Genomic DNA, 16,324 nt, shown 5'->3' with positions numbered 1-16,324 from the left:
CCAGCCGGGCCCCACCGGCCCGCCGCTCGATGCGCCCCAGGACCCCCATCACCCGCTCCAACGCGTGCCCCGGCACCCGCTCGGGCACCAGATCACCCGCCAGCCCCGCCAGCAGCACCTCCACCTCACCCAGCCGCGTCGCCACATCCACCAGCGCGGGCCTGGAGCTGGGACTCGGACCATCGGCCATCTTCACGAGGTCCACCGTGCCCGAACAGACGTTCGCTCAACCCCGCCAGGTGCACATGAGCCTCCAGGTGCCCCCGCAGCTCTGAGCGGCGACCCCGGAGCGGGCCGGGGCGCCAGCAGGCTCCTCAGGGGGTGGCGTCGGCCATCTCGGCCAGCTTGGTGACGGTGCGCCAGTTGCGCATGGTGCCCTCCGCTCCCGCCCCCCGGGCCAGGGTGGTGGCCAGCTTGCTGCGGCCCGCGCCGTCGGGCAGGTACAGGTAGAGGTGCTGGCCCCGGGCCGTGGCGTGCTCGGGCGCGAACGCGTCCAGGTCCAGGCCCGGGAGCGAGGCCTTGGCCGTGCCGGGCAGGAAGACCACGTGGAGCTGGGTGGGCTCGGGATCGCGGTCGGCGTAGGGGTTGTCGTCGATGACCCGGTGGAGCTCCCGGGCGGTCCGCACCACCACGTCGGGGCGGACGTCGGTGGCCTCCGCGATGGCGTCGCGCAGGCCGTCGGCCACCGTCCGGGTGCTGCGAGAGGTGGTGGAGAACACGAGGTTGCCGCTCTGGACGTAGGTGCGGACGTCGGTGTGGCCGCAACCCTCCGCCACCCGGCGCAGGTCGGCCATGGCCAGCGTGCCCCGGCCCCCCACGTTGACGCCCCGCAGGAGGGCCACCATCACCGTCACGCCATCCCCCGGTGCGGGTGTCTTGGGCTCACGGGCGACGGTCGCGGTCGACCACTCGAGCCTCGGCGACCGAGAGCGCGGCTCCGTAGGCCTGGGTGCCCAGGTGGGGGACGCCTGGTCGCAGGGCGAGCATGAGGTCGGTGGCGACCTGACGCTCTGCACCGGGTTCGAGCATCACCGCCTCGAGGTCGTCGGCCCACTCGGTACGGCTGAGCGCCTCGTGCAGGACCATGACCTCGTCGCAAGAGAGCCGGAGCAGGACGCCGCCGTCGTCCGTGCCGGTGCCATCCACGCGCCGACCCTAGCCACAGCTTGGCGCGGGACGCCTTGGTGGACCGGCCCTCACCTGCACTGCCTTTGTGGTTCGCGTACCGTCGGCCGGACCCGCCACCATGGCGCGGTGACCGACCGATGGCGGCTCCGGGGAGCGACCCGGGACGCGCACGACACCGTCGCCGCCGACTACCACCGACTCGTCGGCGGCTCCTCTGACGTGCACCCCGACGAGCTCGACGTCGTGGCCCGCTTCGTGGACCGACACCGCGGCAACGGCGGAGGGCTGATCCTCGACGTCGGGTGTGGGACGGGCCGCCTGCTCCCGCACCTGGCGGCCGGCGGCGAGGTGGTCGGCATCGACCTCTCCCCGGGGATGCTGGCCGTCGCCCGCCAGGAGCAGCCGGACGCGCCGCTGCTCGTGGGCGCGCTCGACGCCCTGCCGCTGGCCAGCGGCTCGGCCGCCAGCGCCGTTGCCTGGTACTCCACCATGTACGCACCCGACGACGAGCTGGTCGACGCCTTCGCGGAGCTGGGCCGCATCGTGGCCCCCGGTGGGCTCCTGCTGCTGGGCTTCCACGTCGGCGACGAGACGAAGCACCTCCGGCAGGCCTACGGCCACGCCGTCGAGCTCACCAGCCGGCGCCGCTCCCCCGACACGGTCGTGGCCGCCGGCCGGCCAGGCGGGTGGCACGAGGTCGAGCGACTGGTCCGGCCACCCCGAGCCGACGAGCTCGACCCCCAGGCCGTCCTGGTCCTTCGCCACTGACGGCAGAGCGGGCGGCCCGAGACCCCTACGTCGCTGAGCCTCGGGCCCTGACAGCAGGAGAGCCACCCCTGAGGGTGGCTCTGACCTGCACTTCGGTGGTCGGGCTGGGGAGATTCGAACTCCCGACCTCTTGACCCCCAGACCGAGTTCGGCGTTTACCGCCACAACTGGCGAGATGCCGCCAGTGTCCCATCGCCGCAGGTTAGAGGCGTCGTTCTGGTCCCACCGGTACCCTCAGAATCCGTCGTGTCACACACTGATCTAGGCTGCGTAGCAACCCGGTAGCAGCCTCCGAGGCGGTGACGAAGGTGGAGAGCCGACGTCGAACCAGAGCCAACGGCGAGGGCGGAGTCCGCCACGAGAAGGCACGCGGCCGGTGGGTCGGCACCGTCACCGTCGGCTTCGAGGACTACGTCGACGCCGAGGGGACGATCCGCCAGCGACAGATCCGCAAGAGCGTGACCGGCCGGACCAAGGTGGAGGCGCTCGATCGGCTACGTGAGCTCCAAGGCGCAGTTGAGGTCGGCATGAATCCCGCCCCTCGGGATCTCACCGTCGCCCGGTTCCTGAGCATGTGGCTGGACGACGTGCTGCCGGGCACCGTGGCGCCGTCGACCGAGAAGATGTACCGGGACGTCGTCCGGCTCTACGTGGTCTCTCACATCGGCCAGATGCGCCTGCGCACACTCCAGGCGCGCCACGTCTCGCTGATGCTCCGAGCGCTGGAGGCCGAGGGCCGGGCGGGCAACACCCGTCGCCTGGCGCGGTCCGTGCTCCGCCGGGCGCTGCGCTGGGGCGAGGCCGAGGGCATGGTGACGCGCAACGTCGCCGCCATCGCCGACGGGGTCAAGGTCGGCACCCGTGAGGGCCGCACGCTCACCCCGGAGCAGGCGCGGCAGCTGCTCGCATACGCCGCAGGGGACCGGATGGAGGCGGCCTTCGCCTTCGCCGTCGCCCTCGCCCTCGGCCTGCGGCGGGCCGAGCTGCTCGGACTCGCCTGGTCGGACCTCACCCTCGACGCCACTCCCCCACGTCTCACCGTGCGGCGGAACCTCACCCGGGTGACCGGTCGAGGCATCGAGGTGAACGACACCAAGACGGCCAAGAGCCGACGGTCGGTCCACCTGCCGGTCCCGGTCGTGGCCGCGCTGCGGGCGCACCGGGCTCGGCAGGCCGAGGAGCGGCTGATGGCCGGCAGCGTGTGGCCCGAGCGACCCCTGGGCCTCGACCTCGTCTTCCGCACCCCGGTCGGCACCCCGATCGACCCGGACAACTTCCGCAACCTCGTCTACGACGTGACGATGAGGGCGTTCACGCCCGAGGACGAGCGGCCCGCCTCCCCGAAGGGCCCGTGGTCGACCAAGTACCGATGGTCGCCCCACGAGCTGCGCCCCTCCGCCGCCTCGCTGCTGATCGCCCAGGGCGTGCCGATGAAGATCGTGTCCGAGACCCTCGGCCACGCCTCGATCCGCATCACCAGCGACGTCTACGGCCACCTCTTCGACGACGCCGGCGCCATCGCCGCTGACGCCATGACCGCCGCCCTCTGGGCTGAGGTGGATTGACCGGGCGCGGCCGCCTCACCCCAGTCGCCGCCCCTCGCGCTACGTTCCCAGCGTGTCGAACGGCGCCTTGTCCCCGATCAATCGTGGTCTTGCCAGGGTCCCGCGCCGCGCAGATCAGAAGTCGGACGAGCATCTCCGCAAGACGTTCGTCGACAGCGGCGTCACCGCTGCGCTCGAGATCGACGACCACCAGGTCATGTTCGGTCGCCGAGGTACCGGCAAGACTCACGCGCTGAGATACGCCCAGGGCGTCATCGAGTCGCAAGGCCACCTGTCGATCTATGTGGACCTTCGTACGGTCGGGTCGCCGGAGGGGCTGTTCGCTGCCGGCGCCGTTCCGGAGACGGAGCGCACGGCGCGGCTGCTGGTCGACCTGCTCGGGCAGGTTCACGAAGAGCTGCTCAAGTACGTCCTCGACAACGCTGATCTCCTCGGGAACGGGCGACTCGTTGCTGGCCTGGACGCCCTCGTGGACGGGATCACCGAGGTCAGGGTTCCGCTGGCGGAGGTCGAAGCGGAGGCCGAGCGCACGACGACGTCGGGATCGTCCGGCGGCCTGACGGCGGCCGTTGGTCCGGCAGCCACGATCGGTGTCTCTCTGGGCTCCGAGAACACCGATGGCACCGGTAGCCGTCTTCGCGAGCTGCGTCAGGGACCCGAGAGGATCCACCTCCATTTCGCCGCAGTCGCTCAGGCGCTACGGACGATCCTCGGCGAACTCGCGCCCCGGCGCGTCTGGCTCCTGCTCGACGAGTGGAGCAGTGTCCCGAGTTCGATTCAGCCGCTCCTTGGCGAGTTCTTGGTGCGGTGCGTCCTCCCCCTCGCGAACGCAACCGTGAAGATCGCCGCCATCGAGCAGCAGACCGTGTTCCGGCGTGCGCTCGATGATGGCGCCGAGGTCGGAATCGAACTCGGCGCCGACGTCACCGCCAACGTCAACCTCGACGACTTCATGGTCTTCGAGCAGAACGAGGATCGGGCGCGTTCGTTCTTCGTCGAACTCCTGACCGCTCATCTCATGTCCGACGAGCTCCCTGCTGGGGTCCTGGGCACCGGCAACTTGATCGCGAAGGGCTTCAAGGACCGCCGCGCGTTCGATGAGCTGGTCCGAGCAGCCGAGGGCGTGCCGCGTGACGCCATCAACATCGCCGCGAAGGCCGGCATGCAGGCCGGAAGCGACAGGATTTCGGTCGACAACGTGCGCAGCGCCGCCCAGGCGTGGTTCACCTCGGACAAGGAGGCCGCTCTCCGCAGTCGCGAAGAGGCGACCGCCTTGCTCCGTTGGGTCATCGATCAGGTCATTCGCGGGAAGCGCTCACGGGGCTTCCTCGTCAACCAGGACCAGTCTCGCGATGGTCTCCTGCTGGCCCTCTTCGACGCTCGGGTGCTTCACGTCGTGCGGAGGGGTTACTCGGCGCAAGATCGACCGGGCGAGCGTTTCGACGTATGGGTCATCGACTACGGCGCCTACGTCGACCTGATCTCCACGACGTACGAGCCCAAGGGACTATTCAACGTCGGGGCAGACTCTCCGGAGTGGGTCGACGTACCACCCCAGGACCTCCGAGCGATCCGTCGAGCGATCCTCGACCTGGGCCAGTTCCACCAGGCCCGCGCCGAGAAGCTCCCGCTCGACTCCCCGTCGCCCTGAAGTTCGGAACCGCTGCATCGTGAGCAGCGAGGTCGCTTCCCTGCTCGGCAACTAGGCGAGCCGGCCCGTCCGGTGTGCCCAATCCTCGACCTCGAGCCAGTCCCACAGGCGGGTGCGACCCCACATGCCGAGCGGCTGGGGGAAGTCGGGGTACCGCTGCATGTAGACGCTGATCGCTTGGCGGTGGGAGACGCCCAGCCGGTCGGCGATGCCTTGGGCGTCGATCAGGTTCTCGACCTCGACGGTTCGCCCCACGCCGCCGACGCTAGAAGCCAATCCACGTGTTCATGTGAAAACGGTGGGTATGGATGGCACCACGTCTTCGACCGGAGACGCACGGTGGCCCCGGCGCAGTGGTAGCTGCCCGGGGCCGTGGACGGAACCCACAGGAGGTCCCGACGATGAGTGACGATACGCTCCCCAGCACGGACGACCTGGCGGCGGTCGAGCGGCTGCGGGAGGACGTGGCGAGGCTTCGTCTCGAGGTCGAGACCGAGGTCCGTACCCGTCGGGTCGTCGTCATGGACGCGTCCGGCGCAGACCGCATCCGGCTTACGGCCGACGACGATGTCTGCCGGGTGGTCCTGATTGATCCCAACGGGTTCGAGCGACTCGGGTTCGAGGCCGCCGATGCGCACGGCGTCGTGCGCATCGCCGGCCGCACCGAGAGCGACCACCCGAGCCAGGTGGACGTGTTCGCCCTCGACCCCGAAGACGATCAGGGCGCCTACGTAGGGGTCGAGCTAGTCGACCAGGGCAACAGCGTCGCCGGCTTCACCGTCGTCGAGTCCCGCCCACCACGGACGTGGACGATGCCCCACTAGGCACCCGGGCGCTCGCTCGCCGTCATTCGCAGGCCGCGGCGGCTCTGGTCGATCCACAGGTCGATCTCGGCGGGGTCGAAGCAGAGCAGGTGACCCCACTTCACGAACGGAATGCGCCGTTCGTGGACGAGGCGGCGGACATGGCGAACATCGACGCCGAGACCGTCGCACCGCACTTCGAGAGCCGATGCCCTCACTCCCGCTCTCGACGCCGCCGAGGCGAGGTGGGCGGCCGTCGGCCAGCCTGCTGCCGACGATCTCCAACAGACGATCACCAACGTCGAGAACGACATCAAGCGCGACGAGCTGGCCCACCTCCGTCAGCAAGTCGCCGGCCTCGTGGATCGCCGCATGCCCGGTCTCTCGGCCGTTGAACCCGAGACGCATACGGTCACCGAAGCCGATAGAGGCTGCACAGGACTGGGACTCTGAACATGCGTTGTGCCTAGCCGACCTGGATTCTGCTGGGCGGCGGGTTGCTAGGCCGCCAGCAACCTGTTTCGCCGGTCTCGCCAACGATTTGTCAGTTGGATCAACTCGGCATCAGTGCGGCTCAACGGAGGCGCTGAGCAGACGAGCTCTGACAACTCCCTGTTCACATCGAGGAGTGCCGTGAAGGCCTGAAGTTGGCCCTCACTGCCGCGGTGGCGCAGGTGAGCGACCGCCCGTGACTGAGCGATCTGGGCTGCCGTCCACCCCTGAGGGCTGTTCGCCCTCTCCAGTGCCGCGTACCAGCTGTCGTTGGCGACCGCGAGGGCGTCTTCGAGCGCCTCGCTCAAGCGCCCGGCGCGGCGGGCGCGAGTGTTTCGTCGGCGATCAACCTCCTGAACGATCAGAGCGAGAGCTGCGCCCGCGACCGCCGTGGCCAAGGTGGACAGCATCTGGTCGGCTGGCATGGGGCGACATTCTACCCCAACGGACGAGCCAAGGCCCGAGTCTCCGTGGCCACCCCGCCGCGTTAAGTGACCCATCGAGATGAGCCATCCGGATGCCTTCCGCACCATGTCATGGGCGCGCAGGACGAAGTGCTCGGGCGGAGGGTAGCCACCTACCGGGGCCACGATGTCCACCATGAACCGGGCCCGCACACCGGACCAGCACAAGTCGGCGTAGCAACCCGGTAGCAACCTTTGGGTCTGGAAGCAGGAGAGCCACCCGTGAGGGTGGCTCTGACCTGGGATTCCTACGTCGGGCTGGGGAGATTCGAACTCCCGACCTCTTGACCCCCAGTCAAGCGCGCTAACCAAGCTGCGCCACAGCCCGTGGGTCGGCCACCTTAGCGGCGAGGCCCTCGGCGACCGAACCCCGATCAGGTGACGCGGGCCCGGTACTCCGGGGAGCCCTGGATGCCCCGGATGAGGCGGTCGGCGCCCCTCCGGCGGGTCTCCGGGACCCAGTAGGCGTAGCCCGGTGCGTCGGGGGCCCGGCCCAGCATCCCCAGGTAGAGCATGACGACGTCCACCGGCGCCCGCAGGAAGGTCCGGCCGGCGGTGCCCTCGGTGAGCTCGGCCACCAGGCTCCCCCGGGTGGTGCCGGCACCCAGCCGGCCGGTGTCGGTGGCCAGCTCGCCGGCCGTCGGGCTGCGGCCCAGGGCCTGGCGGTAGGCGGCCCGGACGAAGTCCCGGTCGGACAGGCCCGCCACTGCCGGGGTGGCCTCCACCAGGTCGTCGGCCACGGTGGCCAGCGGGGTGCCCCGGCGGAGGCGGGCGACACCGGCCCGGACCGTCGCCGCCGAGGCCGGGTAGGTGCCGGTGACCCCCAGGTGGGCGCGGGCCACGGGGGCGACGACGGCCTCGAACTCGGGCGTGCGGAGGAAGGCGTTGATCATCCACGAGCCGGTGCGGGTGCCGTGGTGGAGCCGGCCCGTCCAGTGGGCCCGGCCCGGCGCGTCGGGTTCGCGGCCCAGGAAGTCCCGGTACTGCTGGTCGACGAAGGGGGCCGGGCACTCGAACGGCGTCCAGCGGGTGGCGTTGGTGGAGGGCCGGCCGGTGCGGGCCGCCCCGGCCTTGAACGACGCCCACGGCGTCCGGCACAGGCCCCGGTCGGTGGTGAGGATCTGCACCCGGTGGACGTCGCCGGCCCGCCCGTAGGGCTGCCCGTGGCTTCGCCGGACGTGGTCCTGGTAGGCGATGACGGTGCGGCCCCCGACCTCCCCGATGCTGGGGGCCGTGGCCGGGACCACGCTGGAGGCGGGGTCGCCCACCGGGAGCACGGCCTCCACCGTGCCGTCGTCACCCGAGTAGACCCGCAGGGTCAGCTCCAGGGCCGACACCACCTCGGCCTGGCCGTCACCGTCCACGTCGGCGATGGCCGGGCTGGAGTGGGTGCCGGCGCCGCCGGGGCTGCACGGATTGCCGACGTTGCGGTCGCAGGCCACCCACCGCAGCCGGCCGTCGGCGTCGAGGGCGGAGAGGTAACCGCCCTCCGAGGCCACCACCACCTCGGGCCGGCCGTCGCCGGTGAGGTCGCCGATGGCGGGGGAGCTCATGACCCGGCCGTCGGTGGGGACGGGCCACCCGGGGAGGGCCCGGCCGGTGCGGGCGGTGACGGCGATGACCTGCCGGCCGGCGGGATCGGGGAAGTACACGCCCGACCCGACCACGATGTCGAGGTTGCCGTCACCGTCCAGGTCGGCCACCGCTGGCGACGACCAGATGACCTGGCCCGGGAACCGCTTGGGGTAGCCGGGGAGCTCGACGCCGCGACCGTCGACCACCCACAGGATCCCGCCGTCAGGGCCGCCCAGCACGTGGTTGCTGGCCTCCACGTCGCTGCCGACGATGATCTCGTTGGCCCCGTCGCGGTCGACATCGGCGATGACCGGTGACGACCAGCTCGTGTCGTAGAGGTCGCGGCGGAAGATCAGGCGGCCGGTGGCGGTCCAGGCGTAGAGGAAGTGGTTGTAGCTGCTGGCCACGATGTCGCGCCGGCCGTCCCCGTCGACGTCGCCCAGAGCCGGGGTGGAGTGGAACCCCCGGGGGAAGCACAGCGGGAGGCAGCCCTGGATCCCCCCGTCGCGGAAGGTCCGCACCGTGGCCCCGGTGGCCCCGTCGAGCAGCACCACCCGGCCGTCGAGGGTGCCCACCACCACGTCGGGCCGACCCTCGCCGGTCACGTCGGCCACCGCCGGCGAGGACTGGATCGAGGTCTCGCCCAGGTCCGCGCTCCACAAGGGGGTGCCGTCGGGGCGCAGGGCCATGACCCACCCGTCCACGGTGGCGGTGACGATCTCGGCCTGGCCGTCGCCGGTGACGTCGGTGATGGCCGGGGCCGAGAACGAGGCGGCCGAGCCGTCACCGGAGAAGTTGCCCCGCAGGACGTGGTCGAACCGGCGGTCCAGGCGGAGCGTCGCCGCAGCCCGCGCCGCGCCGGGGGCCGCGGCCGGAGGGTCGTCGGGGACGGCGGCGGCCGGCCCCGGGCCCACCGCGCCGGAAGCGACCACGACGGCCACCAGGGCCCACCGCGCCCGGCGCCGGGCGCGCCCCCGCCCGCCGGCCATGGGTCCCCTCCGCCGCGCCACGCCGGCAGCCTAGGACCGGTGGGCCGGGGAGCCCGGCGCGCTCGGGCGCCAGCGCCGGAGCGGTGGGGTGGTCAGGCCGGGGTGAGCTCGCGCTCGGGCTCGGAGGTGGGGCCCGGGTCGTCTGGGTCGGTCTCGTCCTCGGCGTGGCCCTCGACCTCGACCCGGGGGAGGATCCGGTCGAGCCAGCGGGGCAGCCACCAGTTGCGGTCGCCCAGCAGCTCCATGGTGGCCGGCACCAGCAGCATGCGGACCACGGTGGCGTCCAGGAGCACGGCGGTGGCCAGGCCGGTGCCGAACAGCTTGATGACCCGGTCGTTCTCCAGCAGGAAGCTCCCGAAGACGAACACCATGATGAGGGCGGCGGCGGTGATGACCCGGGCGGTGGCGGCCAGGCCGTTGGCCACCGAGAGGTGGCTGTCGCCGGTGCGGTCCCACTCCTCCTTCACCCGGGACAGCAGGAACACCTCGTAGTCCATGGACAGCCCGAACACGATGGCGAAGAGCATCATGGGCATGAACGGCTCGACCGGGGCGCCGTCGAAGTTGAGCAGCCCCCCGAGCCAGCCCCACTGGAAGGCCGCCACGATCACGCCGTAGGCGGCTCCGATGGACAGCAGGTTCATGAGCACGGCCTTGAGCGGCACCAGCAGCGACCGGAACACCACCATGAGCAGGATGAACGAGAGCGTGAGCACGGCGGCGAAGAACCACAGCAGCCGCGACGCCAGGTAGTCGGAGAAGTCGACGCCGATGGCCACCGTGCCGGTGACGGCCACGTCCAGGCCGGTGCCGGCGGTGGCCTCGGGCAGGACGTCGTCGCGCAGGTGGGAGACCAGCTGGGTGGTCTCGGCGTCCTGCGGGGCCGAGGTGGGGACGACGTTCCAGAGGAAGGCGTCCGGCGGCCCGTCGGTGGTGTTGGGGACGGGGCCGGCGGCGAAGGCCACCCCGTCGGCCTCCCGCAGGGCCCGGGTGACACCCTCCAGGGCGGCGGGATCAGCGCCGTCGGGGGCCGGCGACACCAGCAGGAGGGGCCCGTTGGAGCCGGGGCCGAAGCCCTCGGCCAGCAGGTCGTAGGCCCGCCGGGTGTCCGAGCCCTGGGGGTAGTTGCCCTCGTCGGAGAAGCCCAACCGCAGGCCGAACACCGGCAGGGCCAGGACGCCCAGGAAGACCGCCCCGGCCAGCAGGGCCCGCACCGGGTGGTGCTGCACGGCCCGGCTCCAGCGGTAGGAGAACATCTGCTCCGGCGCCCGCCGCGACTGGAGGGGCACCTCCCGCTTGAGGGGCTTCACCACGAAGCCGAGGGCGATGACCACCGCGGCCAGGGGGATCAGCATCCCCAGGGCCGGGACCTTGAGCCCGATGCCCACCAGGGCCACGGCCACCAGGCCGGCGGCGATCAGGCCCCGCCACCGGGTCACCTCCACCTTGGCGCCGGCGAAGCCGAGCAGGGCCGGGAGCAGCGTCACCGAGGCCACCATGGTGACGGCCACCACGCTGGCCGCCCCGATGGCCAGGCCAGTCACGAAGCTGATGTTCATGACCAGCATCCCGAGCAGGGAGATGACCACGGTGGTGCCGGCGAAGACCACGGCCCGGCCCGAGGTGTCGATGGCCACGACGGTGGCCTTGCGCACCGACATGCCGGCGTGCAGGTTCTCCCGGTAGCGGGTGACGATGAACAGGGCGTAGTCGATGCCCACCCCCAGGCCGATCATCACCCCCAGCACGGTGGCGAAGTCGGGGATGGTGGCCACGTGCGACAGCAGGCCGACCAGGATCGAGCCCAGGCCGATGCCGAAGAGGGCCACCCCGATGGGCAGGCCCATGGCCAGGACCGAGCCGAAGGCCAGGATCAGGATGCAGATGGCGAAGCCCAGGCCCAGGACCTCCGACGACGGCTCCTCGAACTCGGCGAAGGTCTGGCCGCCCAGGATGACCTCGACGCCGTCGACCTGCTCGGCCCGGGGCCGGATCTCGTCGGCCACCTCCACGGCCTGCTCGAAGGTGGCGTCGGCCGGCAGCTCCACCTCGGCGTAGGCCAGGCGGCCGGCCAGGTCGCCCTCGGTGGCGATGCGCGACTCGCCGCCCTGGTCGTAGGGGGAGAGCACCGACACCGGCGTGGTCTGGCCCTCGACCTCGACGTCGATGGCCTGGACCTCGGTGAAGAGCGCCTCCATCTCGGCCCGAACCCCGGGGTCGGTGACCGAGGAGCCCTCCTCGGCCACGAACACGATCGAGCCCCGCTGCCCGGCGCCCACCGGGAAGTGCTCCTCGAGCAGGTCGAAGCCCCGGCGGCTCTCGACGTCGGGGAGGGTGAACTCCGAGCGCGACTCGGTGCCGGCGGCGCCGAGGGCCATGCCGCCGATGACGAGGGTGACCACCCACAGCAGCAGGACGAGCTTGCGGTGGTCGTGGCACCAGCGACCGAGACCTGCGAACACCACGACCTCCAGGGAACGGGACGAACGCCTCAGGGTTGCCGCTGGCCGCCCCCGGCGACAAGCGGAGGGTGCGGTCGAGACCGATGTCACCCCCCGGCCGGGCTGCGACCCTGGTCGGGGGCCCGTCGCCACCCCGCGCCGTACACCTGACCGCTGGGTCAGGGGATCGGCCGGGGGCGACCCGGTAGCGTCTCGCGCCGTGTGCGGCCGCTTCGTGTCCTCCAGCTCGCCGGCCGACCTGGCGTCCTACTTCGGGGCCGAAGGGACGCCGGAGGAGAGCCTGGAGCCGAGCTGGAACGTGGCCCCCACCAACGACGTGTACGTGGTGCACGCCGACGGCGGGGTGCGCCGGGTCGACGCCTTCCACTGGGGGCTGGTGCCGAGCTGGGCCAAGGACCCCAAGGTCGGCAGCCGCATGATCAACGCCCGGGCCGAGACCCTGGCCACCAAGGGGGCGTTCAAGCCCTCCTTCCGTCGGCGGCGGTGCCTCATCCCCACCGACGGCTTCTACGAGTGGCACAAGGTCCCCGGCCAGAGGGCCAAGCAGCCGTACTTCATCCACCGCACCGACGGTGAGCCCTACGCCTTCGCCGGCCTGTGGACGGTGTGGCACGGCCCGGGCAAGGACGGCTCGGAGCACCTGCGCTCCTGCACCGTCGTCACCACCACGGCCAACGAGGTCATGGCCGAGATCCACGACCGCATGCCGGTGATGCTGCCCCCCTCGGCGTGGGACGAGTGGTTGGACCCGGGCCACGAAGACCTCGACACCCTGGGCCGCCTGCTGGTGCCGGCCCCGCCTCAGCTCACCGTGCTCCGGCCGGTGGGCACCGAGGTCAACAAGGTCCAGAACAAGGGCGAGCACCTGATCGAGCGGGTGGAGCCGGTGGCCGCCGACCCGGCCCTCCCCCTCGAGCGGTGAGGGGCGGCAGGGGGCGGCTCTCGGTGCGGCGGCGGCTCGACGCCGCCGCCCTGCGGATGCAGGCCCGGCTGGACACGGCGTGGGTCGACCGGACGCTGCCCTGGCTGGTGGCCGGGGTCCTGACCCTGCTGCTGATGGCCATCGGCTTCGCCACCCAGCGTTCCCTGGACGGGGGCCCGTCGCTGGCGGTGTGGTCGCAGGCGGCCTGGAACCTGGAGCACGGGCGGGGGCCGGTCTCGTCCCTGGCCGGGGGCGACGTGGTGGGGGAGCAGTGGGCCTTCGCCTCGCTGCCCCTGCTCCACCTGGGCCGGTGGCTGCCCATCGGGGCGGTGCTGGCCGTGGCCCAGCCCCTGTGCCTGGGCCTGGCCGTGGTGCCCCTGTGGCGCATGGCCCGGGAGGTGGCCAAGCTCCGGTTGGGGGTGACCATGGCCCTCACCCTGGCCTACTGCGGGGCGCCGGTCATCTACGCCGCCAACCTCAACGGGTGGAGCGCGGTGGTGCCGGCCGTGCCCGCCCTGGCCTGGGCGGCGTGGTTCGGCCAGCGGCGCCGGTGGGTGGCCTACGGCCTGTGCCTGGGCCTGGCCCTGCTGGCCCGGGCCGACGTGGGCATGGTCCTGGTGGCCCTGGGGCTGCTGGGCATCACCTCCGGCGACACCCGCTCGGGGACGGTGACGGCCTCGGTCGGCGCCCTGTGGACCGTGGCCTACCTGGCGGTGGTGGCCCCCGCGGTGCCCCGGGCCCCGATGACCGCGGCCGAGGCGGTGCTGGCCCGGGGCACCGCCCCGCTGGCCGTGCTGCGCGACCCGCTGCGGCTGGTGACCGACCTGGTCATCCAGCCCAACGTGGGGGCCCTGGTGGTGCTGGTGGGGCCGTTGCTGTTCCTGCCCCTGGTGGTGCCCCGCTTCGTGCTGCCGGCCCTGCCCGCCATCGTGCTCGGGCTGGTGGGCGAGGAGGCGGTGCGCCAGGCGGTCGGCCCCACCCCGGGCGAGGTCCTGCTCCCGTCGGTGCTCCTGCTGGCCCTGGTGCCCCTGGTGCTGGCCGGCATCGTGGCCCTGTCCCGGGTCGGGCAGCCCAGCGTCACCCGCATCCGGGTCGACCACCGGGTCGTGGCCGCCATCCTGCTGGCCTCGATCGCCATCTTCGTGCAGGTGGCCCCGGCCTCGCCGTTCAACGAGCCGTGGGCCTGGGGGAGCCAGGACGAGGTCGACCGGGCCCGCATGGACGCGGTGGACGTCCTGGACGAGGTCGACGGCGCCACCAGCGTCACGGTGTCGCCCCAGGTGACGGTGCTGGTGGCCGAGCGGGCCCGGGTCGAGGAGCTGGGCATCGCCCCCCCGGGGGAGGGCTGGGAGCCCGCCACCCGGACGGTGCTCCTGGACACCACCGCCATCGGCGACGACGGCGTGGGCCTTTGGGACGAGCGGGACCGCACCGACGTCGTCGCCGCCCTGGTCGAGCGGGGCTACGACGTGGAGTTCCGGGCCGCCGGCATCGTCCTGCTGGTCCGTCCCCAGCGCTGACCGCCGGCCCGGCCTCGGCGCTGCTACAGGGCGGCCAGGACGTCGCTGGCCGGCAGCGCCCGGTCGTCGCCCGGGGGCCGGTCGGGGAGGGAGCCGCCCAGGGTCAGGGTGGCCACGACGTCGATGGCCGCCACCAGCTCCCGCAGGTTGCGGGGCGGGGGGAAGTACTCGTCCTCGTCGGTGACCCGGACCGGCACGGCCTCGGCCTTGGTGTGGCCCAGGCGGGTGACCACCTCGTCGATCAGCTCCTCGTAGGCCGACGCCCCGGCCGTCACCCCGACGGTGCCGGACAGGTCGTCCGGCAGCTCGTCGGCCGTGTTGACCCGGTAGACCCGGGGACAGCCGGCCTCGGAGGCCAGCTTGGCCAGGGCCATGGTGTTGGACGAGTTGGACGACCCGATGACCACGATGGCGTCGCACTGGGGCGCCATCTCCAGGAGGGCGGTCTGGCGGTTGGTGGTGGCGAAGCACAGGTCGCTGCGCCCCGGCACCCACATCTCCGGGAACCGGGCCTGGGCCGCGTCCCGCAGGCCCGACCAGTCGCGGTGGCTGAGGGTGGTCTGGGCCAGCATGGCCACCGGCTGGTCGAACTCGGGCAGGCCGGCCACCTCGTCCAGGGTCTCGACCCGGTGGATGGCCCCGGGGGCCACGGCCATGGTGCCCACCGCCTCCTCGTGGCCGTCGTGGCCCACGTAGACGATCTGATAGCCCTTGCCGGCCCGGACCTTGACCTCGTGGTGGACCTTGGTCACCAGCGGGCACACGGCGTCGACCACGTATCCGCCGCTGGCCCGGGCCGCGGCCACCACCTCGGGGGCCGAGCCGTGGGCCGACAGCATCACCGGCCGGCCGGCGGGGACCTCGGCGATGTCGTCCACGAAGACCACGCCCTGGTCGCGGAAGCGGTCGACCACCAGCTTGTTGTGGACGATCTCGTGGTAGCAGTACACCGGCGGCTCGAAGGCCCGGACCATCCAGGCCAGCGCCTTGATCGCCATCTCGACGCCGGCGCAGAAGCCACGGGGCTCGGCGATCAGCACACGCTCGACGTCCATCGGACCCAGGCTACGAGCAGGGTCGATCAGAAGAACATCGGAAGGCTCGGAGAGCCGGCGAAGGCGGCTCGGAGCCCGCTGACCTGGGCCTCGGTGGCGCCGGCCAGACGACCCTCGGCGACGAGCTGGGCGGGGTCGAGGTGGCCGGAGTACAGGGCGGCCAGGTCGGTGATCGCCACCTCCACCGCGCCGGTCCCACCGGGCGAGCAGGACGCGGCGCCGTCGGCGACCCGGAGCACCCAGTCGCCCCCGGTGGGGTCGTCGGGGACGTGGGTCGGCGGGGCGACGCGCAGGTCGACCTCGAGCGAGAGCCCGGCCGGCCAGCCGCGGGCGGCGACGGCGCCGGGCAGATCGAGGATCCGCACCATCCAGGGCCAGTCCTCGAGCGTCGGGATGCGGGACGCCTGGTGTACGTGGCGGGCGAGGAGGGCGCCCGGCAGCGTCGTCCGCACGCGATCGCCGGTGGTGCCGTTGGCGCCGGCGAAGGCGAGGGCCTCGGCCAGGGCTGGTCCGTCGACGCCGAGGATCACGTTCAGGTCGAGGTCGAACATCGCCCGGTCCGACTTCTCGTGGTTGTAGTTGACGAAGGCCACCGGCTCGCCGGCCCGCCGGCCCAGCCAGGTCCACGTCGTCGCCCCCTTCTGGGTGCGGCGATGGGCCCAGCTGATCCACCAACGGGGTGGCGGCTTGATCCAGCCGTCGCGCCCGGCGACGGAGGCGGTGGCGATCTCGGGGATCGCCGGGTCGGACGGCTCGACCGGCTCCCACACCACCTCGCCCGACGGCCGGGGGAGGTCGGCCACCGTGACGGCCCGCAGGCCCCACCAGCCGGCGATCTCGTAGCCGACGCTGCGATAGAGCGATGCAGTGGTCGGGTACAGCGCGCTGATCGGCTGGCCCGCGGCGCGCATGGCCGTGGCGGCCTCCTCC

16 protein-coding genes and 1 tRNA gene are annotated in these 16,324 nt (G+C 72.3%); 6 read left to right on the top strand and 11 right to left on the bottom strand.

Going from position 1 to position 16,324, the window contains the following annotated elements; all coding sequences use genetic code 11:
- The 3 genes from VEW93_08280 to VEW93_08270 all read right to left on the bottom strand — a co-directional run.
- Positions 1–205, bottom strand: a 205-nt coding sequence (locus VEW93_08280) for a hypothetical protein (protein ID HYI61786.1), incomplete at its 3' end; no start/stop codon positions are given.
- A gap of 109 nt (positions 206–314) precedes the next feature.
- A complete protein-coding gene (locus VEW93_08275; GenBank protein HYI61785.1) occupies positions 315–845 on the bottom strand; it encodes a DUF1697 domain-containing protein in 531 nt (176 codons plus the stop codon).
- A gap of 37 nt (positions 846–882) precedes the next feature.
- Complete coding sequence (locus VEW93_08270; GenBank protein ID HYI61784.1) at positions 883–1,146, bottom strand: hypothetical protein; 264 nt, start codon at positions 1,144–1,146, stop codon at positions 883–885.
- Between the two features lie 108 nt (positions 1,147–1,254).
- On the opposite strand from VEW93_08270, the gene VEW93_08265 reads away from it, so the two are divergent.
- From VEW93_08265 to VEW93_08255, 3 genes are all read left to right on the top strand, one after another.
- On the top strand, positions 1,255–1,896 hold the full coding sequence (locus tag VEW93_08265; GenBank protein HYI61783.1) for a class I SAM-dependent methyltransferase: 642 nt from the start codon (positions 1,255–1,257) through the stop codon (positions 1,894–1,896).
- Positions 1,897–2,195: 299 nt separating this feature from the next.
- A complete protein-coding gene (locus tag VEW93_08260) occupies positions 2,196–3,461 on the top strand; it encodes a site-specific integrase (GenBank protein ID HYI61782.1) in 1,266 nt (421 codons plus the stop codon).
- A 52-nt stretch (positions 3,462–3,513) separates the two neighbouring features.
- Positions 3,514–5,112 (top strand): hypothetical protein, encoded by a 1,599-nt coding sequence (locus tag VEW93_08255; GenBank protein HYI61781.1) that lies wholly within the window; start codon positions 3,514–3,516, stop codon positions 5,110–5,112.
- A 51-nt stretch (positions 5,113–5,163) separates the two neighbouring features.
- Here the strand turns inward: VEW93_08255 and VEW93_08250 are convergent, their stop codons facing one another.
- Positions 5,164–5,367 (bottom strand): hypothetical protein, encoded by a 204-nt coding sequence (locus tag VEW93_08250; GenBank protein HYI61780.1) that lies wholly within the window; start codon positions 5,365–5,367, stop codon positions 5,164–5,166.
- A gap of 146 nt (positions 5,368–5,513) precedes the next feature.
- On the opposite strand from VEW93_08250, the gene VEW93_08245 reads away from it, so the two are divergent.
- On the top strand, positions 5,514–5,936 hold the full coding sequence (locus VEW93_08245; GenBank protein HYI61779.1) for a hypothetical protein: 423 nt from the start codon (positions 5,514–5,516) through the stop codon (positions 5,934–5,936).
- On the opposite strand, the gene VEW93_08240 is transcribed toward VEW93_08245, so the two are convergent.
- The 5 genes from VEW93_08240 to VEW93_08220 form a co-directional block, all read right to left on the bottom strand.
- Positions 5,933–6,229: an excisionase family DNA-binding protein gene (locus VEW93_08240; GenBank protein HYI61778.1), complete on the bottom strand. Its 297-nt coding sequence runs from the start codon at positions 6,227–6,229 to the stop codon at positions 5,933–5,935. The two genes, VEW93_08245 and VEW93_08240, sit on opposite strands and share 4 nt — an antisense overlap.
- A gap of 186 nt (positions 6,230–6,415) precedes the next feature.
- Positions 6,416–6,832 carry a hypothetical protein gene (locus VEW93_08235; protein HYI61777.1) on the bottom strand — a complete coding sequence of 139 codons (417 nt, stop codon included), beginning with the start codon at positions 6,830–6,832 and terminating at the stop codon, positions 6,416–6,418.
- Positions 6,833–7,124: 292 nt separating this feature from the next.
- Positions 7,125–7,199, bottom strand: a tRNA-Pro gene (locus tag VEW93_08230).
- Positions 7,200–7,245: 46 nt separating this feature from the next.
- Complete coding sequence (locus tag VEW93_08225; protein ID HYI61776.1) at positions 7,246–9,456, bottom strand: FG-GAP-like repeat-containing protein; 2,211 nt, start codon at positions 9,454–9,456, stop codon at positions 7,246–7,248.
- A 71-nt stretch (positions 9,457–9,527) separates the two neighbouring features.
- A complete protein-coding gene (locus VEW93_08220) occupies positions 9,528–11,897 on the bottom strand; it encodes an MMPL family transporter (GenBank protein ID HYI61775.1) in 2,370 nt (789 codons plus the stop codon).
- Between the two features lie 199 nt (positions 11,898–12,096).
- Between VEW93_08220 and VEW93_08215 the strand changes: the two genes are divergently transcribed.
- Complete coding sequence (locus tag VEW93_08215; protein ID HYI61774.1) at positions 12,097–12,819, top strand: SOS response-associated peptidase; 723 nt, start codon at positions 12,097–12,099, stop codon at positions 12,817–12,819.
- The gene (locus tag VEW93_08210) at positions 12,816–14,339 is read left to right on the top strand and encodes a DUF2079 domain-containing protein (GenBank protein HYI61773.1); all 1,524 of its coding nucleotides are present in this window, start codon (positions 12,816–12,818) and stop codon (positions 14,337–14,339) included. The genes VEW93_08215 and VEW93_08210 overlap by 4 nt, the downstream gene beginning before the upstream one ends.
- A gap of 23 nt (positions 14,340–14,362) precedes the next feature.
- Here VEW93_08210 and ispH read toward each other — a convergent pair whose 3' ends face one another.
- Both ispH and VEW93_08200 read right to left on the bottom strand, forming a co-directional pair.
- The gene (gene ispH, locus VEW93_08205; protein HYI61772.1) at positions 14,363–15,394 is read right to left on the bottom strand and encodes a 4-hydroxy-3-methylbut-2-enyl diphosphate reductase; all 1,032 of its coding nucleotides are present in this window, start codon (positions 15,392–15,394) and stop codon (positions 14,363–14,365) included.
- A 26-nt stretch (positions 15,395–15,420) separates the two neighbouring features.
- The coding region (locus VEW93_08200) for a sterol carrier protein domain-containing protein (GenBank protein HYI61771.1) at positions 15,421–16,324 on the bottom strand (904 nt) is incomplete at its 5' end.

The sequence above is a fragment of the Acidimicrobiales bacterium genome, assembly GCA_035630295.1.
GTDB lineage: Bacteria > Actinomycetota > Acidimicrobiia > Acidimicrobiales > Iamiaceae > Iamia.
Note: the sequence above shows the minus strand (reverse complement) of the source record. Positions and strands in the feature narration are given on the sequence as shown.